The organism is Paenibacillus vietnamensis, from assembly GCF_020169515.1.
Taxonomy (GTDB): domain Bacteria; phylum Bacillota; class Bacilli; order Paenibacillales; family Paenibacillaceae; genus Pristimantibacillus; species Pristimantibacillus vietnamensis.
The window spans coordinates 237,785-263,677 of sequence record NZ_JAHMHW010000002.1; the positions used below are offsets into that span (position 1 = coordinate 237,785).

Annotated in this window: 24 protein-coding genes; 2 read left to right on the forward strand and 22 right to left on the reverse strand. The window is 54.1% G+C overall.

Annotation, left to right across the window (positions count from 1 at the left end):
• Window positions 1-18: 18 nt before the first annotated feature.
• From KP806_RS06095 to hrcA, 8 genes are all read right to left on the reverse strand, one after another.
• Window positions 19-732 (reverse strand): site-2 protease family protein, encoded by a 714-nt coding sequence (locus tag KP806_RS06095; protein ID WP_224722683.1) that lies wholly within the window; start codon window positions 730-732, stop codon window positions 19-21.
• Window positions 732-1,718 carry a 50S ribosomal protein L11 methyltransferase gene (gene prmA / locus KP806_RS06100; protein WP_224722684.1) on the reverse strand — a complete coding sequence of 329 codons (987 nt, stop codon included), beginning with the start codon at window positions 1,716-1,718 and terminating at the stop codon, window positions 732-734. Before prmA ends, KP806_RS06095 begins: the two co-directional genes overlap by 1 nt.
• A 142-nt stretch (window positions 1,719-1,860) precedes the next feature.
• On the reverse strand, window positions 1,861-2,067 hold the full coding sequence (locus KP806_RS06105; RefSeq protein ID WP_224722685.1) for a hypothetical protein: 207 nt from the start codon (window positions 2,065-2,067) through the stop codon (window positions 1,861-1,863).
• 5 nt (window positions 2,068-2,072) lie between these two features.
• Window positions 2,073-2,225, reverse strand: coding sequence for a YfhD family protein (locus KP806_RS06110; RefSeq protein WP_263575596.1), 153 nt, complete (start codon window positions 2,223-2,225; stop codon window positions 2,073-2,075).
• Window positions 2,226-2,326: 101 nt separating this feature from the next.
• On the reverse strand, window positions 2,327-3,457 hold the full coding sequence (gene dnaJ / locus KP806_RS06115) for a molecular chaperone DnaJ (RefSeq protein WP_224722686.1): 1,131 nt from the start codon (window positions 3,455-3,457) through the stop codon (window positions 2,327-2,329).
• 105 nt (window positions 3,458-3,562) lie between these two features.
• Window positions 3,563-5,401, reverse strand: a complete 1,839-nt coding sequence (gene dnaK / locus KP806_RS06120; RefSeq protein WP_224722687.1) for a molecular chaperone DnaK — start codon at window positions 5,399-5,401, stop codon at window positions 3,563-3,565.
• A gap of 72 nt (window positions 5,402-5,473) precedes the next feature.
• Window positions 5,474-6,040 (reverse strand): nucleotide exchange factor GrpE, encoded by a 567-nt coding sequence (grpE, locus tag KP806_RS06125; RefSeq protein ID WP_224722688.1) that lies wholly within the window; start codon window positions 6,038-6,040, stop codon window positions 5,474-5,476.
• Between the two features lie 23 nt (window positions 6,041-6,063).
• Window positions 6,064-7,089, reverse strand: coding sequence for a heat-inducible transcriptional repressor HrcA (gene hrcA, locus KP806_RS06130; RefSeq protein WP_224722689.1), 1,026 nt, complete (start codon window positions 7,087-7,089; stop codon window positions 6,064-6,066).
• 356 nt (window positions 7,090-7,445) lie between these two features.
• Between hrcA and KP806_RS06135 the strand changes: the two genes are divergently transcribed.
• Entirely contained in the window at window positions 7,446-7,625 is a 180-nt protein-coding gene (locus KP806_RS06135; RefSeq protein WP_224722690.1) for a hypothetical protein, read from the forward strand.
• A 71-nt stretch (window positions 7,626-7,696) separates the two neighbouring features.
• Here the strand turns inward: KP806_RS06135 and KP806_RS06140 are convergent, their stop codons facing one another.
• From KP806_RS06140 to gpr, 6 genes are all read right to left on the reverse strand, one after another.
• Complete coding sequence (locus tag KP806_RS06140; RefSeq protein WP_224722691.1) at window positions 7,697-8,167, reverse strand: N-acetyltransferase; 471 nt, start codon at window positions 8,165-8,167, stop codon at window positions 7,697-7,699.
• Between the two features lie 101 nt (window positions 8,168-8,268).
• Window positions 8,269-9,438 carry a radical SAM family heme chaperone HemW gene (gene hemW / locus KP806_RS06145; protein ID WP_224722692.1) on the reverse strand — a complete coding sequence of 390 codons (1,170 nt, stop codon included), beginning with the start codon at window positions 9,436-9,438 and terminating at the stop codon, window positions 8,269-8,271.
• Window positions 9,439-9,526: 88 nt separating this feature from the next.
• A complete protein-coding gene (gene lepA / locus KP806_RS06150) occupies window positions 9,527-11,344 on the reverse strand; it encodes a translation elongation factor 4 (protein WP_224722693.1) in 1,818 nt (605 codons plus the stop codon).
• A gap of 80 nt (window positions 11,345-11,424) precedes the next feature.
• Entirely contained in the window at window positions 11,425-11,883 is a 459-nt protein-coding gene (locus KP806_RS06155; protein WP_224722694.1) for a hypothetical protein, read from the reverse strand.
• A gap of 66 nt (window positions 11,884-11,949) precedes the next feature.
• Window positions 11,950-13,176 (reverse strand): stage II sporulation protein P, encoded by a 1,227-nt coding sequence (spoIIP, locus tag KP806_RS06160; protein ID WP_224722695.1) that lies wholly within the window; start codon window positions 13,174-13,176, stop codon window positions 11,950-11,952.
• A gap of 196 nt (window positions 13,177-13,372) precedes the next feature.
• A complete protein-coding gene (gene gpr, locus KP806_RS06165; protein WP_224722696.1) occupies window positions 13,373-14,383 on the reverse strand; it encodes a GPR endopeptidase in 1,011 nt (336 codons plus the stop codon).
• Window positions 14,384-14,593: 210 nt separating this feature from the next.
• Here gpr and rpsT point away from each other — a divergent pair, with 210 nt between their 5' ends.
• Window positions 14,594-14,866, forward strand: a complete 273-nt coding sequence (gene rpsT / locus KP806_RS06170; RefSeq protein ID WP_224722697.1) for a 30S ribosomal protein S20 — start codon at window positions 14,594-14,596, stop codon at window positions 14,864-14,866.
• Window positions 14,867-14,998: 132 nt separating this feature from the next.
• Here rpsT and KP806_RS06175 read toward each other — a convergent pair whose 3' ends face one another.
• From KP806_RS06175 to KP806_RS06210, 8 genes are all read right to left on the reverse strand, one after another.
• Window positions 14,999-15,874 carry an NAD(P)-dependent oxidoreductase gene (locus KP806_RS06175; RefSeq protein WP_224722698.1) on the reverse strand — a complete coding sequence of 292 codons (876 nt, stop codon included), beginning with the start codon at window positions 15,872-15,874 and terminating at the stop codon, window positions 14,999-15,001.
• 36 nt (window positions 15,875-15,910) lie between these two features.
• The gene (locus KP806_RS06180) at window positions 15,911-17,899 is read right to left on the reverse strand and encodes a family 10 glycosylhydrolase (RefSeq protein WP_224722699.1); all 1,989 of its coding nucleotides are present in this window, start codon (window positions 17,897-17,899) and stop codon (window positions 15,911-15,913) included.
• Between the two features lie 183 nt (window positions 17,900-18,082).
• A complete protein-coding gene (gene holA, locus KP806_RS06185; protein WP_224722700.1) occupies window positions 18,083-19,117 on the reverse strand; it encodes a DNA polymerase III subunit delta in 1,035 nt (344 codons plus the stop codon).
• A 218-nt stretch (window positions 19,118-19,335) separates the two neighbouring features.
• The gene (locus tag KP806_RS06190) at window positions 19,336-20,460 is read right to left on the reverse strand and encodes an anti-sigma factor family protein (RefSeq protein ID WP_224722701.1); all 1,125 of its coding nucleotides are present in this window, start codon (window positions 20,458-20,460) and stop codon (window positions 19,336-19,338) included.
• A complete protein-coding gene (locus tag KP806_RS06195; RefSeq protein ID WP_224722702.1) occupies window positions 20,457-21,005 on the reverse strand; it encodes an RNA polymerase sigma factor in 549 nt (182 codons plus the stop codon). Before KP806_RS06195 ends, KP806_RS06190 begins: the two co-directional genes overlap by 4 nt.
• Window positions 21,006-21,225: 220 nt before the next feature.
• Entirely contained in the window at window positions 21,226-23,850 is a 2,625-nt protein-coding gene (locus KP806_RS06200) for a DNA internalization-related competence protein ComEC/Rec2 (RefSeq protein WP_224722703.1), read from the reverse strand.
• Window positions 23,851-23,991: 141 nt separating this feature from the next.
• Window positions 23,992-24,522, reverse strand: a complete 531-nt coding sequence (locus KP806_RS06205; RefSeq protein ID WP_224722704.1) for a deoxycytidylate deaminase — start codon at window positions 24,520-24,522, stop codon at window positions 23,992-23,994.
• Window positions 24,523-24,584: 62 nt separating this feature from the next.
• Window positions 24,585-25,877: a homocysteine synthase gene (locus KP806_RS06210; protein ID WP_224722705.1), complete on the reverse strand. Its 1,293-nt coding sequence runs from the start codon at window positions 25,875-25,877 to the stop codon at window positions 24,585-24,587.
• Window positions 25,878-25,893: the final 16 nt, after the last annotated feature.

The following is a 25,893-nucleotide window of genomic DNA, read 5'->3' on the forward strand; positions in this document are numbered from 1 at the left end:
CCTTCATCTTACCATGTATCACATAGCAAAATCTATGATTAAGCTTTGCCAATCAAGCGGACTGAATACGTAATCAAAGAAGTCTCGCAAGATAAAGAATATGTCCCACTGCAAACCGAGAACCGGTGTCAGCGTGACCTCACGCAGCGGCGGGATAAATACCATCAATAAAAAAATAAACATCCCCCATTGCACATTTTGATCCATTTTGTAGCGGATTTTTAATGGCATTAGATCCGACAAAATACGGTACCCATCAAGTGGCGGCAACGGGATTAAATTAAAAATAAATAGAAGCAGATTCAGTGTGATAAGGTAATAAAAAAAATGCACGAGTGCTAAGTATACACCCTGAGAGCCTGCATGCAGCACACCTGTCTGATTCAAAATATACAGCACCAGCATTCCGATTACTGCCATAAGCAAATTGCTTATAGGCCCAACGGCTGACACCACAATTCCCATAAGTCGTGGATGCTTGAACCTGCCTGGCATGACCGGAACCGGCTTTGCCCATCCAAATCCTGCAATCAGGAGGAGAATGGTTCCCAGAACGTCCAAATGCACACGAGGGTTAAGAGTAACACGACCAGCCTTATAAGCCGTGTCATCACCGAACTTATACGCGCTGTATGCATGAGCAAATTCATGGACGGTAAATGCAATGATTAGAGCCAGCGCAATAAAGGGCAAATCCTCGATTGGATACCATAAAAAACGCTGCAGATCCATCAACCCACCTGCGGCTTTCTCGCCACGAACGCAATCCATTCTTCATCGCGGCGCTTTTCGATAATTTCGAAGCCGGAACGAAGCAAACCTTCTTCGACGTCGGTTTCTTTGTTTTTATAAACTCCGGATGCGATATAAATGCCGTCAGGCTTCAACGCTGCATAGACGTCGTCCACAAACAGCAAAATAATTTCAGCCAAAATATTTGCCACAACCAGATCAACCGGCAACGTAACCGCGAGCGAAGCGCCTTGACCTTCCGCCGAGTCGTCTTTCAGTACTCCCAGCAGGTCGCTGAGCTTCACCTCGACCTGATCGCTTAAACCGTTCAGCTTCACGTTCTCCGTCGCGCTGGACACGGCTACCGGATCGAGGTCAAGAGCAAGGACGCTTTTGGCACCCAGCCTGCAAGCGCCGATCGCCAAAATGCCGGAGCCCGTGCCGACGTCGATTACCTCTTCGCCGCCTTTGACGACCGATTCAAGCGTCTGCAGGCAAAGAGCTGTCGTAGGATGTGTACCCGTGCCGAACGCCATGCCCGGATCCAGTTCGATAATACGTTCTCCCGGTGCGGCATTGTAGTTCTCCCAGGTAGGCTTAATGGTCAACGTCTCCGACACCCGGATAGGCTTAAAGTACTGTTTCCATGCCGTAGCCCAGTCCTCATCGTCCACCAGAGTCGAGGAATATTGGACTGCTCCCGGATCGATGTCGAATTCACGCAGCTCCTCTACCCGCGGCTTTAACGCCGCAATAAGAGCATCCACATCCGTATCCTCCGTAAAATAACCTTTTATAATCGCCTGGCCCTCGGGAATATCGTTAAGCGGCAGTTCATACCATTGTCCTAGCGACGTATCGCGCGGCTTATTGAGCGTACCCGATTCTTCAATGGATACGCCTCCCGCTCCCATTTCATGCAAAAAATTAGATATCATCTCCTGCGCCTCTTCGGTCGTCGAGATTGTCAATTCATACCATTTCATATGTATAGTCCTCCAATGACAAGCGTAAAGTCTGTCTCCGTTTTTTAAAAAACCAAATTCTATTGTACACCAGAGACCGTCCTTTGCACAAAAATTTCATAACAAAAAGCCGGCAAGCTCACGCCTGCTGGCTTTTGTATGATTACGATAATCCGGTATCCGCGCTCCCGCCGATCTGTTGGATCAGATGCATCGCTCTTTCAGCAACCTCTTCATCCACCGTTGCGGTAAGCAGGCCGCTCTCGACCAATCCGTTAACCTCGAAGGCCCGCAGCGCATGAAGCTTGTGCCACGCCTCCTGCGCGGCGCGCTCGCCCTCGAACCTTGCTTTTATTTCGACCTGGCTCATCGGCGTTACTGCTCGTTGCGGGCGTCCGCCGCTGCGGCGCGCTCGGCCGCTATGCGGTCGGCTTCGTCCGCAAGCTCCTCGGAAAATTCTACATCCTCATTTTTCCCGACCGGCAGCTCGGCAAAATTTACTTTTTCCATGCTATTTTTTTCGTTCATCGTTGTTCCCTCCGAGCTCTTCATGTATTGTCTGCTACTCGGATAGAATGTGTATGACAGCGCGAAACTATACGGATGAAGACAGAAAAAAACGTTCCGCGCTAGTCGCCGCGGAACGCCTTTTTCATCCGTTCGAAGATCGATTCATGATGCTCATTCTCCGCCCCGTAGGACGCTCCGACGTTATCGCCGCCGAATTGCCGCAGCAGCTCCTTCTGGTCATCCGACAGATTGGTCGGAGTAACGAGCGTTACCTTGACGTGCTGGTCGCCCTGGCCGTAGCCGCGCAGCTTCGGCACGCCTTTGCCTTTGAGGCGGAAATAAGTGCCCGTCTGCGTGCCTGCAGGAACCTTCAGCTTCACTTTTTCGGTCAGCGTCGGAATCTCGATCTCGTCTCCAAGCGCCGCCTGAACGAAAGTAAGCGGAACCTCGCAATAAATATCGTCGCCTTCGCGCTCGAAAAATTCATGCGATTTTACCCGGATAACGATATACAAGTCGCCGGACGGACCGCCGCGAAGGCCGCCTTCGCCTTCTCCGGACATGCGGATTTGTGCGCCGTCATCCACGCCCGCCGGAATGCGGACTTTGATTTTGCGCTGGCGCTTGATTTTGCCGGAACCGTGACAGCTGCCGCATTTGTCTTTAATAATGCGTCCCGTGCCGCTGCAGTTCGTACATGCCCGGCGGTTAACCATACGTCCGAACGGCGTATTTTGGACAACCTCCTGCTGTCCGCTGCCTCTGCACACCGAACAGGTTTCCGGCTTCGTGCCGGGTTTCGCGCCGTTTCCGTGGCACGTATCGCAGGTTTCCGTCCGCGGAATCGTAATCTCGGCTTCCTTGCCGAATACAGCCTCCTTGAACTCGACCGTCATCGTGTACTGCAAATCGTTTCCGCGCTGCGGCGCGTTCGGATCGCGCCGGCCGCCGCCTCCGCCAAAGAACATATCGAATATATCGCCGAAGCCGCCGCCGAAATCGGCGCCGCCTCCGCCCATTCCCTGGTTAGGATCGACATGCCCGTAACGGTCGTAGGTCGAGCGTTTGCCGTCGTCGCTCAGCACGTCGTACGCTTCCTTCACTTCCTTGAACTTGGCTTCGGCATCCGCAGCCTTGTTCACGTCAGGGTGATACTGCCTGGCCAGCTTACGGTATGATTTTTTGATGTCGTCCGCCGAGGCGTCCTTACCTACCCCAAGCACCTCGTAATAATCGCGTTTGTCTGCCACCCGTTCTCTCACCTCCGCTATATTCTATGCCCGCACGGGACATAAGCGCACGAAAGGAGGTCAAAGCCAGGTAGCGCCTGTCTTTGACCTCTCGCCCGCTACTCTTTATTTCTTATCGTCAACGACCTCGTAATCCGCATCGACTACGTTGTCCTTCCCTTTCGAAGCCCCTGCTTCAGGCTGTGCGCCTTCCGCCTCACCGGCATTTTGCGCCGCTTGCTCATACAGCTTCACGGAAAGCTGCTGCACAACTTCAGTCAGCTCCTGCACGCTCGCATTGATTTGCTCGATATCGTCAGTCGCAATTGCCGCAGTAACTTTTTCCTTCGCTTGGTTCGCTTTTTCGATTTCGGAAGGATCCACTTTGTCGCCAAGATCTTTGATCGTTTTGTCTACGGAATAGATCAGTTGGTCGGCGCTGTTTTTCGCTTCAACCAGCTCACGGCGTTTGCGGTCTTCCTCTGCGTTAAGCTCGGCATCCTTCATCATTTGCTCGATTTCCTGCTCGCTCAAGCCGCTGGAGGATGTGATCGTAATTTTTTGGCTTTTGCCGGTTCCTTTGTCCAGTGCGGATACGTTAACGATACCGTTGGCATCGATGTCGAACGTAACCTCGATTTGCGGTACGCCGCGCGGTGCAGGAGGGATATCGTTCAAGGTGAAGCGGCCAAGCGTTTTGTTGCCGTTCGCCATGGAGCGTTCGCCTTGCAGTACGTGAATCTCAACGCCAGGCTGATTGTCAGCATAGGTCGAGAATACTTGCGATTTGCTTGTCGGGATCGTCGTGTTGCGCTCGATCATTTTCGTGAACACGCCGCCTGCCGTTTCGATACCGAGCGACAGCGGAGTTACGTCAAGCAATACTACGTCCTTCACGTCGCCGGTCAGAACGCCCGCTTGAACCGCTGCACCGAGTGCTACAACCTCATCCGGATTCACGCCTTTATGCGGTTCTTTGCCGATCAGCTTTTTAACCGCGTCTTGAACGGCCGGAATACGAGTCGATCCGCCGACCAGTACGACTTTATCGATATCGCTTGGCGACATGCCCGCATCGCTGAGAGCTTGGCGAGTAGGTCCAAGCGTACGCTCTACGAGAGCGGCCGACAGCTCGTCAAATTTCGCGCGGGTAAGGCTCATTTCCAAGTGCTGAGGAACGCCGTCTACCATCGTGATAAACGGAAGGGAGATGGACGAAGTAAGTACGCCGGAAAGCTCTTTTTTCGCTTTTTCGGCTGCGTCCTTCAAACGCTGAACAGCCGCTTTGTCTTTGGAAAGGTCAATGCCTTGATCCTTTTTAAACTCGTTCACGAGATAGTCGATGATCACTTGGTCAAAGTCGTCGCCGCCGAGCTTGTTGTCGCCGCTGGTCGCCTTAACCTCGAAGAAGCCGTCGCCAAGCTCAAGGATCGATACGTCAAACGTACCGCCGCCAAGGTCATAGACCAGAATCGTTTGGTCTTCCGATTTCTCAAGTCCGTATGCAAGCGCGGCTGCAGTAGGCTCATTGACGATACGAAGAACTTCAAGACCTGCGATTTTACCGGCGTCTTTGGTCGCTTGACGCTGGCTGTCGTTGAAGTATGCAGGAACGGTAATAACCGCTTGGGTAACGGTTTGGCCCAAATACGCTTCCGCGTCAGCTTTCAGCTTCTGCAAAATAATAGCGGAAATTTCCTGCGGCGTATATTCCTTGTCGTCGATTTTTTCCTTATGATTCGTACCGATATGGCGTTTGATCGAGCTGATCGTGCGGTCCGGATTCGTGATCGCTTGGCGCTTCGCCGTTTCGCCGACGACGCGCTCGCCGTCCTTCTTAAAGCCGACTACCGATGGAGTCGTGCGGTTGCCCTCCGGATTCGGAATGACGACGGCTTCGCCGCCCTCCATAACTGCAACGCAAGAGTTTGTTGTACCCAGGTCAATACCGATTACTTTACTCATCGTTAGGTTCCTCCTAATTTGATTGTGAAAATAATGTTGTCGTTCCTTGTATATCAAATCAGCATTTTTCGTTTAGCCGCTGACCTTAACCATCGCAGGGCGCAGTACCTTTTCCTTCAGGATATACCCCTTCTGAACTTCCTCCACGATAATGCCTTCCTCATGCTCATCGGATTCGACTTGCATAATCGCTTGATGGAAATCAGGGTTAAACGGCTCGCCGACGACTTCCATCGCCTTCAGCCCTTCCTGTTCCAGCGTTTGCGTAAGCTGGCGGAAAATCATGTCGACGCCTTTCGCGAGCGATTCAAAATCGCCGCCAGCCGAAGCCGCGGATACGGCACGTTCGAAGTTATCGACAACCGGCAGCAGCTGGCCGATCAGCTTCATGGATGCGTATTGCGCGAGCTCTTCCTTTTCCTTCTGCGTACGGCGGCGGAAATTATCGAAATCCGCCTGCGCTCGTAAGTAACGCTGCTGATTCTCTTCAGCAAGCTTTTCCAGTTCCACGTACCGGGCGTCCCGACCCGTTTCCTCGACAGCCGGCTCTTCAGCGGATTGCCCGTTCTGCTCTTCGGCTGCAGTTTCTTCAACCTCGGCTGTTTCGACTGCTTCGTTATGCTGTTCTTTCGTACTCATGCAATCACCTCCTTAAAAAAAGTTCATTTATACCACCGGCCCAGAAGCACCGTCATGTCCTTCGAGATCAAATCGAGGAGGCTGATCACTTTGCCGTACTCCATCCGGGTAGGACCCAGAATGCCGATTGTGCCCAGCGACTGGCCGTCAACCGAATAGGTTGCGGTTATAATACTGCAATCGCTGATCGCCTTGTGGTCATTCTCTGTTCCAATGCGCACTTGTATACCTGCCGGTATACCGGAAAACATTTTCAGAATGGTAGGCGTTTCTTCCAGCAAATCGAGGATCGTTTTTACTTTATCGACATCCTTGAATTCGGGCTGCGTCAGCATGTTCGTCGTACCGCTAAGGAAGAGCCGGTGCTCATCCTCATTCTGAAGCGCATCGTCAAGCACCTGAAGCACCTGCTCATAATGGTCGACATAACGTTCAAGCTCCTGGCCGACCTCCGTGTACAGCTTCGAGCGGAGACGGACAAGCGGCACGCCGACCAGCTTTGTATTCAAAATGTTGACAACCTTCTCCATGTCCTCCATCTTAAGTCCGGCCGGTATCGTGATCGTCCGATTCTCCACATGTCCCGTATTCGTCACAATAATCGCGACGGCGGAATGCTGGTCAAGCGGAACAAGGCCAAAATGCTTCAAGGACGTGCTGAGCGTTTCGGGTCCAAGCAAAATCGACGTATAATTCGTTAAATTCGACAAAATCATCGCCGCATGCTGGATAACCTGCTCCATCTGGTTCATCTTCTCGGTTACGAACGACCGCACCATGCCGAGTTCATGATCATCCACTTCATTCAGCTTGATCAAATGGTCGACATAATACCGGTAACCCTTGGTCGAAGGAATACGTCCGGCAGATGTATGGGGCTGCTCGAGAAAACCTAGCTCCTCCAAATCAGCCATCTCGTTGCGGATCGTAGCCGGGCTGTAGCCGACGTCGCCGCGCTTCGAAATACTCCGCGAACCGACCGGTTCAGCCGAGCGAATATAATCATCCACTATTGCATGCAAAATCATCCGTTGTCGTTCCGTGAGCATTCGAATCCCCCTTACAGATTAGGTATTTAACCGGTTCGGCCTGATGTCGTTAGCACTCAACAGGATCGAGTGCTAATCATTAATACAAAAATACCAAACCCGCTCGGCGATTGTCAAGTCGGATCGGTATTTTTAAAAATATAAGAAAGTATAAATTTCACTTTATACTTGACTTATATTTCATCGCGATGGCGAGCTTTTGCCGCCAAAGGACGGCGACAGCCGTTTACGCTTGGCAAGTCCATCCCGGCTTAGCCAATCGCCTCATTCTTGCATAATATAGTTTATCTCGATTATAAAGTCGATAAATACGGGAGAACATGAATGATATCGACCTAAGAAGGAAGGGATCATATATGGAAACCTGGCGCGTGTGGGAATGCAATCAATGCGGCTCGACCTTAAAGCTGAACTATGATGCCTCGTTCGAAGACTATCATCGGATCAAAAGCTGCATTTGCGGGGATAACGGCGAGCTCGAATGGAAGTTCAATTACTGCGATGCCGAAGCGTCCGGAGTGCTTGCTGCGGAATAGTCCCAAGCAATGTGCGGAGAGCACAAACAAAAACGGTCAAAGGAGCTCCTTTGACCGTTGTTTCGTTTTTATTAATCAATGACCTTCAGAACCGCTATTTCATCGCACGCGAGCTGCTTCGGGCAGTTCACGCAATCCTTCCATACCTTCTCCGGAAAAATCTCTTTGTCAACGACCGTAAAGCCGTTTTTCTCGAAAAAGGATACCGCATACGTCAAAGCCATAATTTTCGGAATGTGCTGTTCCCTGGCCTGTTCAATCAAGGCATCGACAAGCTTGCTGCCGATCCCGAGCCCCTTGTAGCCTTCCGACATGCCGAGCGAACGGATCTCTACCAAATCCTTGCCCAGTTTCGTCAAGGAGCCGCAGCCGACCACTTCATCTCCGATTTCCGCCACGACGAAGGTATCGATCATGTGACGGAGCGCTTCCCGAGTGCGAGGCAGCATAATGCCTTTCTCGGCATAACCTTTAATCAATTGAAACAACGTCTCGACATCGTCCGATGTCGCTTTTCTGCAAACGACCTGTAATGCCTGCATTTCTGCCTTCGCCTCCACCCGGTGCAAGTAGAAAATCAATATGAATAAATATACAACACTACGAATTTATTCTCAAGAGATTTTTCAAGGGCCGGCTCCCCTTAATCCGCCGAACCGATAAAGGCGCCAAACACCTCATTGCCGAGCAGCACGCCCTTATCCGTCAGCCTGTAAATCGTATCCCGGCCTTCCGGCCTTACTTCCAGAAGACCGTCCGAGGTCAGCTTCCGGATGACCGGACCGAACTTATTCTCGAGCGACCGGCCGCCAAACTGCTCCGCAAATCTCGAAGCCGGCACGCCCTCCAGCAGGCGAAGTCCTACCATCATCAAATCCTCCATCGCTTCCTCCTCCGGCACCTCAAACGTTTCGAGCCGCGGCAGCCTTTCGGCGGCCGCTTCGATATAAGGAGTAATTCCCTTCAGATTGACATGACGGATCCGATTTGAATATCCGTGTGCGCCTGCCCCGAGACCGTAATACGGTTCATTGCGCCAATACGTCGAGTTGTGGCGGCTTTCGAAGCCAGGCTTCGCGAAGTTGCTGATTTCATAATGGACGTAGCCCGCCCCCTTCAACATCTCCATCAGAAGCAGGAACATCCGGTATTCCTCCTCCTCCGGAGGAAGCGGCAGCTCATTTCTCTCATATAGCTTGTGAAACAGCGTATTTTCTTCCACCTTGAGGCTGTAGATCGAATAATGGGTTAAACCGAGCTCGAGCGCCTTGCTGACGCTGTCTCTCAGGTGATCAAGGGTTTGACCCGGCAGGCCGAACATCAGATCGATCGACAGATTCGTAAATCCTGCGGCGCGTGCGTTGTCCAGACTGCGGTATACGTCGTCGACGCTGTGAATCCGGCCAATCCTCTCGAGCAGCCCGTTATCGAACGACTGGACGCCGAAGCTGATCCGGTTCACGCCGCCGGCCTTCATGGCAGCAAGCTTGTCGGCATCCGTCGTGCCCGGGTTCGCTTCCATCGTAAACTCAACGTCGTCCGCCAGCGGAAAATGCGTCCTGACCGCTTCCAAAAACCTCTCCATCTGCGGCGGCGTCAGCACCGTCGGAGTTCCTCCTCCAACGAATACCGTATCGATGCGCTCCGGCGGCAGCATATCGACCGTCCGCCGCATTTCCTGTTCCAGAGCGTCCAAGTATTGATCGACCGGCTGACCTTTGAGCACATAAGATGTAAAGTCGCAATAATGGCATTTGTTCGTGCAAAACGGGATGTGAATATATAAAGCGTGGGGAGCATGCTGCCCGATCATCGCTGGATGACCTCCTTTATTGTCCGGAACATAATGATGAATAAAAAAACAAAGAGGGAGAGCTGCGCTCTCCCTAACCTCGTACGGATTAATCCTCGTCGATTTTGAGCACCGCCATGAACGCTTCCTGCGGCACCTCTACACTGCCTACCTGCTTCATCCGTTTCTTGCCTTCCTTCTGCTTCTCGAGCAGCTTCCGCTTCCGGCTGATGTCGCCGCCGTAGCATTTCGCCAAGACGTTCTTCCGCATCGCCTTGACGGTCTCGCGCGCGATAACCTTCGTGCCTATCGATGCCTGGACCGGCACCTCGAACATTTGGCGAGGGATCAGCTCCTTCATCTTCTGGCAGATCAGCCGTCCGCGGTGGTACGCGCGGTCGCGGTGAACGATAACCGACAGAGCGTCGACCTGCTCGCCGTTCAGCATGATGTCCATCTTGACGAGCTGGGAACTGCGGTAGCCCGACAGCTCGTAATCAAACGAAGCGTAACCCTTCGTACTCGATTTCAGCTGATCGAAGAAGTCGTATACGATTTCGGACAACGGAATCTGGTACGTGATCGTTACGCGGTTCGTGTCCAAATATTCCATGTTCACGAATTCGCCGCGCTTGTTCTGGCACAGCTCCATAATCGCACCGACATAATCGTTCGGCACGATGATCGCAGCTTTCACAAACGGCTCTTCGACGAAATCAAGCTTGCCCGCTTCAGGATAATTCGACGGGTTATCGATATTTAGAACCTCGCCGTTCGTCAGCGTGACCTTATAGATAACGCTTGGAGCCGTCGTGATGAGCGGAATGTTGAATTCCCTCTCGATCCGCTCCTGAATGATCTCCATATGCAGCAATCCGAGGAAGCCGCAGCGGAAGCCAAAACCAAGCGCTGTCGAGGATTCCGGCTCGTATCTGAGCGAGGCGTCGTTCAGCTCCAGCTTCTCCAGCGCCTCCCGCAAATCGTTATAATCCTGGGTTTCGATCGGGTACAGTCCGCAGAATACCATCGGGTTGATCTGACGGTAGCCCGGCAGGCGCTCCGGCGCCGGACGTTTGGCATCGGTCACCGTATCGCCGACGCGCGTGTCCTTCACGTTCTTGATGCCGGCTACGATAAATCCGACATCGCCGACCGAAAGCTCGTCAACGATCGTCATGCGCGGCATAAACGCGCCAACCTCGATAACCTCGAATTCCGCGCCGGTAGCCATAAACCGGATTTTCTTGCCAGGCTTGATGCTGCCGTCGATCACTCGAACATAGACGATAACGCCTTTATACGGGTCGTAATGAGAGTCGAAAATAAGCGCTTTAAGCGGCTCTTCAGGGTCGCCAACCGGCGCAGGCATCTTCGTGACGACCTGCTCCAAAATTTCTTTGATGCCGATACCGGCTTTAGCCGACGCAAGGACCGCATCGCTCGCATCGAGTCCGATGACGTCCTCAATTTCCTGCTTCACCCGCTCCGGTTCTGCGCTCGGCAAATCGATCTTGTTAATGACAGGAACGATTTCGAGATTGTTGTCCAAGGCGAGATATACGTTCGCAAGCGTCTGAGCTTCGATGCCCTGTGCCGCGTCGACGACGAGCAAGGCGCCCTCGCAGGCCGCAAGGCTGCGCGATACCTCATACGTAAAGTCGACATGCCCCGGCGTATCGATAAGATTCAGGATATACTCCTCGCCGTCATCCGCCCGGTACTTCAAACGAACGGCCTGCAGCTTGATCGTAATGCCGCGCTCGCGCTCCAAATCCATTTGGTCAAGCACCTGCTCCTGCATTTCGCGGGAGGACAAAGCGCCGGTATACTCCAGGATTCTATCGGCTAACGTAGACTTTCCGTGGTCTATATGTGCGATAATGGAAAAATTTCTGATTTTCTTTTGCCGGTCACGTACGTCAGTCATGCCTAACCCCCACAATTTCCAATAATGCTAATCATTCCACCTATTATATCAGTTAAGGGGGCCACCAGCAATGTCCATTCTCACTTGATCAGCCCGTCAAAAATAGAAACGACCAAACGGATCCCTTCGTTGGACATATTTTGAAGCATGCCCGACGTAGAATCGGCGATGCGGTTGACGGTGGACTGATCGTCAGCGGCGGGAATGCCGGGAAGCCGATCTTCATCAGCCGGCAAAGCGCCAAGCGGCTCCCGCTCCGGCTCAGGCTCCGCGTCCGTCCCGGAAGCTTCTTCTCCGGCGGCCAGCTTTTTCAATTCGGCAAGCTCCTTCTCGAGCTGTTCGATTTTTTGCCGGGTGCGGTCATCTGCCGAATTTCCGGCAGCGGCCTGCTCAGGCTGCGCTTCCTCGTACGCCTGGCTGCCGGGCTCGACCGGGCCGTACACCCGCCCGATCCCCGCCGTAGATATTTCGAGCCCGTACATGACGATAATCGCCAATGCTCCTCCGAGCACCATCCATTTAAACGTACTGCGCTTCATCAGCCGCCGCTCCTTTCCGTCCGGTTATGATTAAACCGTCTGCCGGTTCCATCGTTTTTCCGCTTTTTATACCTTTTCGTCCTCAAAATAAATGTCGGCGATGACCTCGGCGAGCGCATCCGCCGTACGATAGGATTCCTCGAGCGTATTATCCACGCCGCCGATCTCGATCAGCACGCTGTCCGGAGCCAGGGATTGATTATATTCCGCATTTCCGGTTGCAGCCGTTTTCCCCCAGATGCCGCGCGAAATGCCCGGGTATTTTTTATCGAGCGCCTGATGGATTTTTGTCGCAAACGCTTCGTTTTTCTCCCAATCCGGGTTTCTATGCCCGATTATAAAGTAGACCTGAGCGTAGCTTTTGCCTCCGATATCAACTGTCGTATATTTCCGGCTCTGCGAGTCGCGGTGAAGATCAAAGAAAAATTTCAGGTCCTTGCTGCTCGCCATCGCTTCCTTAACCGTTTTCATCGAATATTTGTAGGAGAGCTCCCAGCGGTAGTTCGGAATGGCCGTCGGGTAATCCGTATCCGAGTGCTGGGCGCCGACCCCTTTTTTCTCAAGCATATCCGCCAGCCGCTTGCCCACCAGCGTAATGTTTTTTTTCGTTGAGTTCGGATCCTTCTCCTTAGAGTCGCTAAGTACGGGGTACCAGGATTCGCGGTTATGGGAATGATAGATAAAAACGACCTTCGAGCCGTCCGTCGTCGGTTTCTCCGGCGCTCCTGCACCTTCCCCGTCGTCTCCCGTCCCCGCTCCTTCATTATCCGGTGGAGTGTCGTCCGTGCCGTCGTCCGTTACGGCTGTGCCCTCGTCGTCTTCATGGCCGTTGTCCGGATCATAAGTAATCGGTGCGTCGTCCTCCGGACCGACCGCCGTATCCGTGCCGATGCCGCTGCGGATCAGAAACGCGTCGTTTGCGCTAAGTCCCGGCAGCTCGCCGGCAAGCAGGCTTTTCGGATCTGCCGGATTAATGTCCGTCAGCGCCCTCATGAGCATAGCGCTGATGATTTTCGAATTAAATGCCTCCGTCTCGCTGCTGCTTTGGAAGGCGGGCATCTCCATTTCCAGCATGTCCCCAAAGAACCCGCCCGATACGGCCGCCGCAAAGCCCTTCATCGAATTGACCGGCGATGCGGACGATTGCTGATGCACCATTCCCCCAATGCCGAGCATGACAAAAAACAGCATGGAGCTGAAGGACAGCATGGCGAAGGACCGCCCGGTTACGAGTAGTTGTCTCATACGCTTGCTTGTACCGCCGAGATCGAGCAGCATCATTTTTTGTCTCATCGGTTGAATACCTCCTGCTTTTCTGTGCCAATGGCTGAGTTACTATTAAATTATGAAACTAAGAGAGTTCATAGAACCCTGCCCGGCAAATTGAAAGATTAGAATTAATAGAACAAACGAAAACGTAAAAGGACCGGACAGGCCAAAAAAACCGCCTCCGGTACCGGAGACGGCTCTTAAGCCTGATATTGCTCGATTAGTGGGTATAAGCGGCTACGTTGCCCGTATCGATCGCTTCATGGAGCGAAGCGTTAAGGCCGCTGGCGATAATATTGGCGATATCTTCGATAAACTCGTCGATTTCCTTCGGCGTCACCAGCAGGTCGTGGCCAAGCGGGCTAAGCACTTCCCTGACCAGCTGCAGCCGCTCGTTGTCCTCCATTTGATGGATCAAGCCCATGATCTGACCGGTGTTGCCTGTTTGCTTCGTAAAGTGGCTGCTCATCATTTCAAGCGTGTTGTTCACGATCGTAGACGCGTACACGACGGTCGGCACGCCGATTGCAATAACGGGCACGCCGAGAATTTCCTTCGTCAAGCCTTTGCGCTTGTTGCCGATGCCGGAGCCCGGGTGAATGCCGGTGTCGGCGATTTGAATCGTCGTATTCACCCTTTCAACCGCCTTGGAAGCGAGCGCATCGATCGCAATAATAATATCAGGCTTCGTTTTCTCGACAATTCCGTGAACGATTTCACTCGATTCGATGCCGGTAATGCCCAGTACCCCCGGAGCGACTGCGCTGACAGGACGGTAGCCCGGCGCCACCTGGTCAGGCATCAGCTCGAAATAATGGCGCGTGACCATGACGTTCTCCACGACGATCGGCCCGAGCGCATCGGGCGTTACGTTCCAGTTTCCGAGTCCGACAATCAGCACCTTCGCCATTTTATTGATCGAAAGGCGCTCCAGAAATTGCTCGAAATGCTTGGCGAATTGCGTGGCCACCCGGTCCTGCAGATCCGTATCGCCGTTTCGCAGCCCAGGCACTTCAATCGTCACGTAATGTCCCTGCATTTTGCCGATCGCCTGCGCCCCCTGCTCGTTTTGAACGTGAAGCTGAGTTACGGTAATGCCGCCATCCTCCGTCGTCTCGGACTGGATACCCGGGATCGGCCCTCCGTTCGGAGCTTCCGCCATTTCCTTCGCTTCAAGCGCCAGATCGGTCCTGACGCTATATTGCTGCAAATCAAGGTCGTTGTTCACCATTCATTCTCCCTTCGCACACGGTTCTCGACTTATTGTTCGCAAACCCGTATTTTTCATACTCCGGTACGGCGAAAGGCGGCTTCGTTTTCTCAGGCATTCCGGCTTGTTGCTATTGCATTTTGGGCATCGGCATGATAATATATTTTAAGTTGTGTTGTCTAGGTAAATGATGCCTATGCATCGTTGTGAACAGTTTAGGAGGTGAATCCCATGCCAAACATTAAATCCGCGATTAAACGCGTTAAAACAAGTGAAAAGCGTCGTGCTTTGAATGCTTCCCAGAAATCCGCACTTCGTTCGGCCGTTAAATCCGCTGACCAAGCTATCGCCAGCACTGATGTAGCAGCTGCTAAAGCAGCTCTGATCGCTGCAACGAAGAAATTGGACAAAGCAGCGACTAAAGGCCTGATTCATAAAAATGCGGCTGCCCGCAAAAAATCTCGTCTTGCTAAAAAGCTTAACGCTCTTTCGGCACAAGCTTAATTGGCCAAGCGCGAATGAATTCTAAGCCATACATAAAGGCCAGCCTTTATTATAACTTAGAATTGCGCAAAGAAGGCTTCGCTTCTCTTTTTGAGAGGCGAAGCCTTCTTTTGTTATGCACCAGCAAAATAATTAATCCCAAGCCTTATAGAGCGCATGTGTGCCGTTATCGGCCAGTCCTGCGGCTGCGATCTTCTCATACAGCCCTTTGGCCAGCGTTAATCCAGGCAGCTCGATTCCCATTTCCTCCGCCGCTTCTAGCGCAATGCCCATATCCTTAATAAAATGCTTCACATAGAACCCGGGGTCGAAGTTGCCCTGAATGATGCGCGGGGCCAAATTACTGAGCGACCAGCTTCCCGCAGCGCCCGACTCTATGCTTGCCAGCACACTGTTCAGGTCCAGCCCGGCATGCTTCGCATAGACTAAAGCTTCGCATACGCCCACCATGTTGGAAGCGATTGCGATTTGGTTTACCATTTTCGTATGCTGTCCCGCTCCCGGTCCGCCTTGCCGCACAATATTTTTGCCCAGCATTTCCAGTAAAGGCCTTACCGACTCAAAGGAAGCTTGATCACCGCCGACCATGATAGAGAGTGCAGCGTTTCGCGCGCCTACATCGCCACCGGATACCGGGGCATCCAGCGCATGCAGGCCTTTGGAGGCAGCCGCCTCGTGAATCCGCTTTGCCAGCTCCGGGCTGCTAGTCGTCATATCGATCAAATAAGCTCCAGGCTTCGCCGACTGGACAATTCCCCCTTCTCCCAAGTAAAGCTCACGAACATCCTGCGGATAACCGACGATCGAAATGACGGCATCGCAATGCCGTGCCAGTTCTCCCGGCGTATCGTGCCAGATCATGCCAAGCTCCAGCAGCTCGCCGGCCTTCTCTTTCGTTCTCGTATAAAGATGGACATCGAAGCCTCCCTTCAATAGATTTTTGGCCATGCTGCTGCCCATGACGCCCGCTCCAACAAACCCGATCTTCGATACTGATGTGTTCAACATCCGGTAACCAGCTCCTCATCTTGTTTGATATTTTGACTACCGCAAATGATATGCGCTGTACGCATGGAGCTCCGCGAGACGGATAACGAGTCGGCCATCCCGCTCCTCAAGCTGTCCCTCTCCCGCACCATTCAGCTCTACTGCCTGACGGACACCCGTTAAACCGGTCAGCCCTACTTCAATTCCGTTCATTGGTACCGGAGCTGCGTAGCTTGAACCGTTGAAGCCGGATAAATTCAGCAGCTGAAGCAAGTAGGTGCCATCCGGCAAACCGTGGAACGTCATTTCCACGCTGTCATGGGCATTGGTTGCAAGCCGCCTGCTGCCGCTCAGCAGTTCGTCGATCACGCCCGTAACGAGCTGCTTGTGATCGGCAAAGCCATGCCTGTAGTACAGCTCTCCGACGTTCCATGCCAGGTACGCTCCACGCCCTCCTTCTCCGGCAGCCGCCGTCATGCCAAGCCCGTACCGGTCCGTCAACTCGTGGCCGTAGGCCCGTTCCGGCGGGCCGAAAGATGACGGGGCAATGAAAGGCAGTTTCTTTACCGTATCATCGCTATACCGCATGAAAGCAAACGGGCCGTTCACTATAACCCAATCCCGCTTATTCAGCATCGGGAACATTTGTTTATCGTCAACGTGCACATAAGCGGCGGTCGTATCCTGCATCAACCCGTCCTGCTCCGCATCGAACAGCGCAGCCAAAGCCTCGCGGCTTCCGGACAGAGCTCCTCCTGTCGCGATCATATGCACCCCGCGGGCACGCAAGCCTTTTAAGACATCCAGCTCCTGATCCGAAAACGTTTCCACTCCGGGCAAAAGGACCGCTTTTGCCTTCGTCCCGGATATATGCGACAGTCTGCTCTGCAGGACGACATCGAAGAGCACATGCTCTTCCTTCAGCATTTTGAATATGCCGAAATACTCGTGGCGGGAATCCCGGATGGATGAGGAAGGCTTGACAAGGATGACCTCCGCCTCGGAACGGAACTGCCCGAACAGGCTTTCGTTTTGCTTATGAAAACGGAAGACGTTTTTCGCTTTTTCCATATTCGCTTGATCGGGATAACCATCGAACGCACCGATAATGCAAAAGTCGAGCCCCGAGCCGTTCGCGATATTTTCATACAGCCGGATTTCCGTCTCATGCTCTGATACGCCCGTGAATCGGTAGGTCAGGTCGATCGCGTTAATCGAGCAGTTGCTCGTCAGCTTGTCCGAGTAGCTTCCGGCGATCGGCATCACATTTTCGGCCGCCGAATATAACCATTTCGGATGCGGGCGATCGAGAGCCGTGTTGGATTCATGCCTTACAATATCCACTTGATGCGGATGGTACGTACAAATAGCGGCTTCCGGCTTCAGCCGTTTGATATGGGCATGGATTTTATTCAGGATGTCGATGGACGTTTTCTCCTGAAACCTCCGGTAAGCCCGGTAAACGTCAGATCCCCTATCCTCATTGTCAGGAAGCTCCAGACCGAACATATCCTTAAATCTCGAGCGGCAGCTGCCGCAGTAGCAGATGCCGTAATAATTGCCGCTGTAATCCCAGTTCTGATAGCCGAACATGTTAAAAAACACGCCGTCGACGTCATAATTGTTTAATGCCTCTTCCAATATATCGAGGGAATACTGCTGCTGGTAGCCGCCATTCAAGCACGTATGTACGATACCGAAATAATTGACCTCGCTGCCTGCTTTTGAGCGGTAAAACCACTCCGGACGCTCGCGAAAAATCGATTCATGCGCCTTGCTGAAGTCGAATCTTGCAATGAACCGGATGCCGCTCTCATGAGCCTTTTCGATCGTCTCTCCGAGCAAATCCTTCTTCAAATACGGAGTCACATATTGATATTGCAGCGTGGAAGGATAAAACGCGAAAATGCCGCCAGCGTTCATCATAAGCGTATTGGCATTAAAATCCTTTAGCTCGCTCATGAGTAAATCCACATCCAGGTCCGCATCCGTCTCCCGCAAATTGTTTTGCACGAGACGCAGCTTATTGCTTTTCCACCAAGTCATTTGTTGTCCTCCTTTACTCTGCGCAAAGGATATTTCGACATCGGATCCGCGAAAGCCTTCTGAATATTCAAACTTTTAAACGTTCACATACAAGCGCAAACGGCAATGTATACTTTCTTATACTTATACAAAAGGCTCCGGCACCTGTCAGTGTCGAAGCCTTCCTATTTGTTAATAGCGGGTCTAAGCCCCCTTACTCATGCCGAGGGACAATAAATACAGCTCCAAACCAAGCGTTTTGTCCACCGCGCCGGTCTTCATCTTGTAATCCAGCTCCGCCAAAGACGAAAGCAGACTTCCGAGCCGGGCCGTCTGGAATTTCCTGCATTTCTCCGCCGCCAGCTTGACGGCGTAAGGATGGAGCCCCAGCTGGCCTGCCATCTGCTGCGGGGAGTACTGATGCTGCTCCAGCTCTTTGATCTGAAGCATGATCCGGAGCTGTCTGGCGATGAGCGCTGCGATCTTGATCGGCTCCTCCTTCCGCACGAGAAGCTCGCGGTATAAGCGGACGGCACGGTCGATCCGAAGCTCGGCGATCGCATCGACCAGCGCAAAAACATCCTCCTCAACCGTGGCGGCCGTCAAAATGGAGGCTTGCTCCGCATCAATCGTTCCGCCTTCCCCGGCGTGCAGGCAAAGCTTGTCCACCTCCTGGGCAAGCTGCTGCATATTCGCGCCGGCCCTGAGAAGCAGCAAATCCGCGGCGTCCGCAGCAAGCGTTCTCTTCTGCTCCGCCGCGCGTTTGATCATCCACTGCTTGAGCTGAGCCGCGTCAAGCTCCGGAAACGGAATCAGGGAATTGCGCTCCTTCAGCGTCTTCACCAGCTTCCGGCGCTCGTCCAGCTTCTCTGCGTGGACGGCCACGATCATAACGGAGGTGTCCGACGGATTGTCGAGATAACGGATAAGCTTGTCCGGATGATGCTCAATTTTGCCGCCCTCTTTGCCTGCTGCGGCAAATACGGTCGCATCCCGCACAATAATCAGCTTGCGGGCGACGAAAAACGGCAGCGTCTCCGCCTCCAATACAGCCTCATCTAAAGAAGTTTCCGACGTATCGAATTTTACGATGCCAAGCTCGCGTTCCTCCGCCGTAAACAGCTTCTCCGTAACCGCTTCGATAAACTGCTGCAGCCGGAACCGGTCTTTCCCGTACAGCACGTAAACCGGACGGAACCGTCCTCCCCTAACTTCCTTAATGGCTTCCTTCGCGTCCATTCGATCCCCTCTTCGCTGCAAAAAATACGATTGCACGGCAACAAAGGGATGAGCAGGTGCGCCTGTCATCCCTTTGCCGAACATCTATATAAACATCAGCAGGCAGGTCCATGGTACCGCCCTGCGGATGGTCATACGACGCTCAAGTTGTCGCCGCTGACACTCTCGATACTCATACTATACGCAAAAGCGGATGAAAGTGTGCGTATACCTTTAGATTATTGTACGTCCTTCAGATCCTCGCCGGTAGCCATGTCGATAATATACTTCTCGATGGAGCCCTGCTCCAGATGCACCTCGTAGCTGAGCTGGGCGCTGTCCTCGGACCATACCAGATTCATCAGCCTGCCGTTCTTGCGGGCTGACTCGTGCACGACCGACTGGTCGGATGCCGCATAGATCCGGATGGTATAACCTTCAACCTTCGCGATATAGCTGCCGTCGGGTGAGGTTGCCGAAATTTCGTTGGCAGTAAAGCCCTTCTCCGGTACGAAGCTCGGCTCGCCAGTGATGGTTTTATTGTTGTCGGCCTCGCCCGTGCCTTCGGCAGAATCGGCGCCGCCGCCGTCTATCGGCCCTCCGAATGCGCCGGCTTCCGGCTCCTGAGCGGGAGGCTCCGAGATAACTCCTCCGCCGCCTCCGAGATTTTCGGTACTTTGGCCCCTGTCGGCCGCGCCGGCGCTGTCGTCGGCCTTTCCGGCGATACCCGAATTCGTTATCGCTTCTTCTTCTTTATCGCCTTCAAAAGGCTGCTTCATCGCATCAAGGTCATGCTGTAACTCAAGCTGATCCGCAGCTTCCGTACTAACTTCCGGCGCCGCAGCGGCCTCGTCTCTGGTATACGATTTAAGCGAATACGTTCTGTTCGCTGTTTGATCCGTTACTGAAACCTCCGCGCTGCTCATATTGGCCGCCGTGCTGCCGTCCGAGTTACCGGCCGAACCTCCGCCTTGCTGGTACGTCACAAGGAAAAGCCCGGCTACGATCCCGGCGGCGATAACCCCGCTCATCACCCTCATCGACGGCCAGCGCCGTTCGCGCTTCGTCCTGCGGGCCGGAAGCTCCGTCTTCTCCGGAGCGCCGGCTGCCGGCGCCGCTGCCGCTTCCTGCTGCCCGTGTGTATCAAGCTGTTCAAGCTGGGGCAAAATCGCATCTACCAGGCTGTAGCTTGGCGTAACCTTCGGCAAACTGGTCAGCTCGGCGGATAACAGCTTCAGCCGCTCGAACATCGCTGCACAGTCCGGACATTGTCTGGTATGATTCGTCAGGACTTCCATCTCGCCTTCTGCAAGATCGTCGTCAAGCTGTCTTTGCATCAGTTCCATCACCTCTGGACAATTCATCCCCGGACACCACCTTTCTGATAATCATGGAGTAACGTTTGCAGCTGCTGCCTAGCTCTGAATAAATAAGATTTTACCGTGTTGAGGGGCAAATCAAGCGAGTCGGCAATTTCGTTGTAAGAAAAATCCTGTAAATACCGGAGGACGACAACCGCGCGGTGATGCTCAGGAAGCTTATCGATCGCTTCTCTTATGTCACGGACCGCATAAGCGGACATTACCTCGTCCTCCACGTTCCGCTTCTCATGGAACACCATGTCGTGCTCGTCTATCGATACGGTCGGCTTGTTTCTCCGGAACTTGTCGATGCAAATATTTGTTACAATACGTTGAATCCATGTTTTGAATTGGGCTTTCTCTTCGTAAGAGCCTATCTTGGTATAAATGCGGATAAGAGCTTCCTGCGCCGCGTCAAGCGCATCCTGTTCGTTGTTTAATATATAATAGGCTGTCCGATATACATGCGTTTCAATCTCTCGCAATAGAGTTATTAACGCGTCGCGATCGCCCGATTGGGCGGCTCGGATTAAGTCCGGCTCCACCACGAAGGATCCCCCTCTCTTGCAACCATTCTGACGAACTGGTTACGATAAATGTTGCAGATAATTTAAAAATTCCGCTTTATTTTAATTAGTAAATGAAGGAATTCGAAACCCGGCTGCAACAGCTTTTAAAACAGTACAACACCTTCAAGAATACCAAATTTACGAGTACCCGTATATAGAAACCCTCGTATTCTTCAACACCGGAAATCTGACATGCGTGTTAGCGACTAAGCCTGACGAACAAGCCGTCGTTTGCTGCCGAAAATTGCACTTCCCCGTCCAAATCGGTTCTCCAGAACGCCGTTTCGGCTTCCTTCAATCTGGACAATACATCCTTATGGGGATGGCCGTAGCTGTTCGTTGCTCCGACGGATGCAACCGCCGCCGCCGGCTTCCAGTAGGCTAGCCACTCTCTGCCTGTCGAGAAGCGGCTCCCGTGATGCGATACTTTCATGACGGAAACCGGATCCGGCTTCCGTCCGGAGCCGTTATTTTCCGAAAGCCGGATTACCGCCTTCTCCGTCGTCTCGTTGATATCACCCGCAAACAGGAATGACGCTCCGTACATCTGAAGCCGCAGGACGACGCTGCTCTCATTCTGTTCCTCCAGCTCCGTGACAGAGCGGCCGGAAGCTTCACTTTCCGGCGGCCAATAGACGTCGATAGACGTACGGGCATCCGGACGCGCGTGCATGCCGGCATGCACGCCGTACATAGGTATGTTATTTGAAGCCGCAAGCTCCAAAAGCGCCCGCGAGTCCTCCGACCGCTTTACCGTTCCGTTCCACCAGATCGCCCGGACGGGTATCGATTCCACGACCGCCTGCAGGCCCCGGATATGGTCGCTGTCCAGATGGGAAAGCACGAGCAAGTCGATCTCGCGGACTCCACGCTTCATGAGCAGCGGCACAAGCAGTTTCGCTCCGATCTCGAACGGATCGCTGCGCTGTCTCCACTCCTCGCCCGGCTTCAAAAACGAAATCGTGCCTCCGCCGTCTATCAGAATATGTTTTTGGCCCGGCGTGCGGATATGAATCGAATCGCCCTGCCCGACATCGATAAAGCTGACGATGCCCCGCCGGTCAAAGAGGTCAGGCATGTAAGCGAACCCTAAGAGCAAACCGAAAGCGCATATGCAAGGCAAGAAACGGGCTCCATACGCCCTTTTGTCGCCTAGACCCATCGCATCTGCCCGGAATATGCCGCCGGCATGAGCGGAATAGCCGTAAACGTCGGTTAACGGCGCCGTTTCCTCCAGCGCATCCAGAGCAGCTTTGCGGCGCGCCGACCGGTCCGCGGCCCACTCGCCTACTATATGGAAGGCAGTCCCGAGCAATGCCAAATAGGCGGCGACCCACCAAACCGGCGGTGTTGCCCATATCGACCGGAGCGGCTCCGCCTTCGCCATCCATTCGACAAGCGCAAACGTCCAGTCGTTTGCATAGCGGGCGCCGTAAGCCGCCAGTTTTCCGCCCTCCTCCCATAGGAGACCGATCAGCAGCGACACGGCTCCAAGCGGCAGCACGACAAAGCTGATAAAAGGGACAAGAACGAAATTGGCGAAGAGGGAAAGCGCATGAAACTGGTTAAAGTAGTAGATCGTCACCGGAAAAGACACCGCCTGGGCCACGGCCGTTACGGCCGCCAAATCGAGCAGCGCCTTGCCCCGCCTCAGCTCCGGCATGGCCGAGCGGACCGGCGGGACGCCGAGTATAAGGCCAAGCGTGACGAGAAACGAAAGCTGAAAGCTTACGTCCTCAATATAAAAAGGGTTAACCGCCAGCATAAGCACGGCCGCTGCCGCCAATAGATGCAGGCCGTCCTTCAGCTTGCCGAGGCGGGCTGCGAACAGTCCGAGCACGGCCATCAGGCCTGCGCGCATGACTGAAGGCGAGGCGCCGGAGAGCAGCACATACAGCGGAACGGCCAGCATGAGAAGGAACAGGATCCGCTCGCGGGTCAGCCGGGCAAGCCGGAGCAGGCCGGCAAGCGCGTATAGGAATACTGCGACATGAAGGCCCGAAATCGCCAATATATGAGTCAGCCCGAGACGCGAAAATTGCTGGAACTGCTCCGGGTCCAGGTCATCGCGTATGCCGAGGACCAGACCCTTCATGTACCCCGACTGCCCGGCGGGGTACAGAACGTCCATGCGCGCCCCGAGCCACGCGCGCACGCCGTCGACGCGGCCGAGCAGCGCGGCCGCGGACCACGGGGGCCCCGCCGCTGCGCTGACGGCGGCGGCGCCCTGCCCTTTGAGCAGCCAGTGGACCCTCTGGCTGCGAAGATAGCGGCGGTAGTCGAACCCGCCGCTATTGGTGGCCGCGGCCGGCAGCGCCAGCTCGCCGGCCACGCGCACTTTGTCGCCGCGCGCCCATGCCGCGGCGACGGCCTGCTCCGGCTGCGCCGCAAGCCGGAGCTGAACGAGCAGGCGCTCGCGCACGTGCCGCGGCGCCGCTTCGCCCTCCACATGGACGAGCTCCGCCGCCATGCGGAATCTGACGCGGTCGCCGTCCACCTCGACCGCGGATACGATCGTGCCCGCCGCTTCCGCCGGGTAAGCGGCCCGCGGTCCTTCCGCCTCGGCTGCCGCCAGCAGCTCAGGCAGGGCGGTCACATTGCGCTCATCCGCCCATATCCGCTCGCCTGCGGCTAATGCCGCTGCCAGCGCGCAAGCAGCTGCCAGCTTCCAGGACGCCTGCCTGCACAGCGCGGCTGCCGGCGCCAGCAGCATGCATGCGCCGGCAGCAAGCAAAGCGCCGCGGCTGCCAAATGCTGCAGCCGCGGCGCTGCCGCAAATCCACCAAACCGCGAACCAAACGATAGGACGCCGGTCCATTCTCATCCACAATCACTCCTTGATTCATGACTAACAGCAACATCATCTGGCTTTCCGAAAACAAAAAAAGAACCCCCAACCGCGCCCGCAAGGCGCGATCAGAGGTTCCTCCTCCAGTCTGTTTGCCGTTCCTATCCTCGTTGCTTGCTAAGAAATAACGTCCATTTGCACTCCCGCAGGAGGCTCGTAAGGCTCCAGACAGCGGAAAACGATGCCCTTCCGTTCCATCAAACCCATGACCTTGTCGCTGTCCTTCAAATAGGCACGGTGGTATACAATTTCCACAATACCGCTGTTGGCGAGCATATTCGCGCAGGTCCAGCAGGGCTGGTCGGTCACGTAGACGGTCGAGCCCTCGCGGTCAGCGCGGTCGGTGAACAGCAGCAGGTTCTGCTCCGCGTGAATCGTCCGGATGCAGCGCTGCTTCTTGATCAGCTGTTCCTTACCGCCCTCCACTGACACCTCGATTTCCTCCGAAATCATGCAGCCTGCCTCCAGGCAATCCTGCACGCCCATCGGAGCGCCGTTATAAGCCGTCCCGAGAAGCTTCTTCCCTTGAACGAGAACCGCTCCGACGTGCCTGCGCGGACAGCGCGAGCGAGTCGAAACCATATACGCGATATCCATGAAATAAGTGTCCCAGTCCTTACGAACCGCATCCTGCGCGTTTGATGCCATTTCTTCTACTTCCTCTCTAGCTGCTTATGTAGTTCTGGTTAGCAAATGATTTGTTTCACGGCCTACCGCTGGCTCGCGGCCAATGCCTGCTCCAAATCGGCCAAAATGTCGTCGATGCCCTCGGTTCCAACCGACAAACGGATCATGCCGGGCGTTACGCCTGCCGCAGCCTGCTGCTCCTCCGTCAGCTGCAGGTGAGTCGTGCTGGCCGGATGAATAATAAGCGACTTGGAGTCGCCGACATTCGCCAAGTGCGAAAATAAACGTACCGAATTAATGACCTTTTTCCCCGCTTCCACTCCGCCTCTAATGCCGAATGTCAAAATCGCGCCTTTGCCCTTAGGCAAATATTTCTCGGCCAGCTCATAGCTCGGATGGCTCGGCAAGCCTGCATAGTTTACCCATTCCACCGCTTCGTGCTTCTCTAAATATTCGGCCGCCCGCTGTGCGTTGGAGCTGTGCCGTTCCATCCGCAAATGAAGCGTCTCAAGGCCTTGGAGAAGCAGGAAGGAGTTGAACGGAGAAAGGGAGGCTCCCATATCGCGCAGCAGCTGTACTCTCGCTTTGATAATATAAGCGATTGGACCGACGGCATCCGTATAAACAACGCCGTTGTAGCTCGGGTCCGGCTCAGTCAAGCCCGGAAAACGGCCGCTTGCCTTCCAGTCGAATTTGCCTCCGTCCACGATAATGCCGCCGATCGACGTCCCGTGGCCGCCGATAAATTTCGTCGCGGAATGAACGACGATATCCGCTCCGTGCTCGATCGGCCGGCATAAATACGGGCTTGGGAACGTGTTGTCGACGATAAACGGCAGTCCGTTCTCATGGGCGATTGCAGCAACCGCCTCAAGGTCGATTACGTCTCCCTTCGGGTTTCCGATCGATTCCGCGTAGAAGGCTTTCGTCCGCTCCGTTACGGCTGACCGGAAGTTCTCCGGGTTCGACGGATCTACGAATTTCACGGTTATGCCCAGCTTCGGCAAAGTAACGGAAAACAAATTATAAGTGCCGCCGTACAAGCTCGATGCGGAGACGATTTCGTCGCCCGCACCCGCAATATTAAGGATCGAATATGTAATAGCCGATTGTCCCGAAGCAACCGCCAATGCAGCCGGAGCACCCTCCAGCTCGGCAACTCGCTTCTCGAACACATCCGATGTCGGGTTCATAATCCTCGTATAAATATTACCGAATTCCTGCAAGGAAAATAAATTTGCCGCGTGATCCGTATCCTTGAAGCCATAAGACGTTGTCTGGTAGATAGGCACCGCCCTGGACTGCGTTGTCGGATCGATTTGCTGGCCTCCGTGGACGGATAGCGTTTCAAGAGAGAGCTTTCGTTGTTCTGACATATTTTCGACTCCTTCT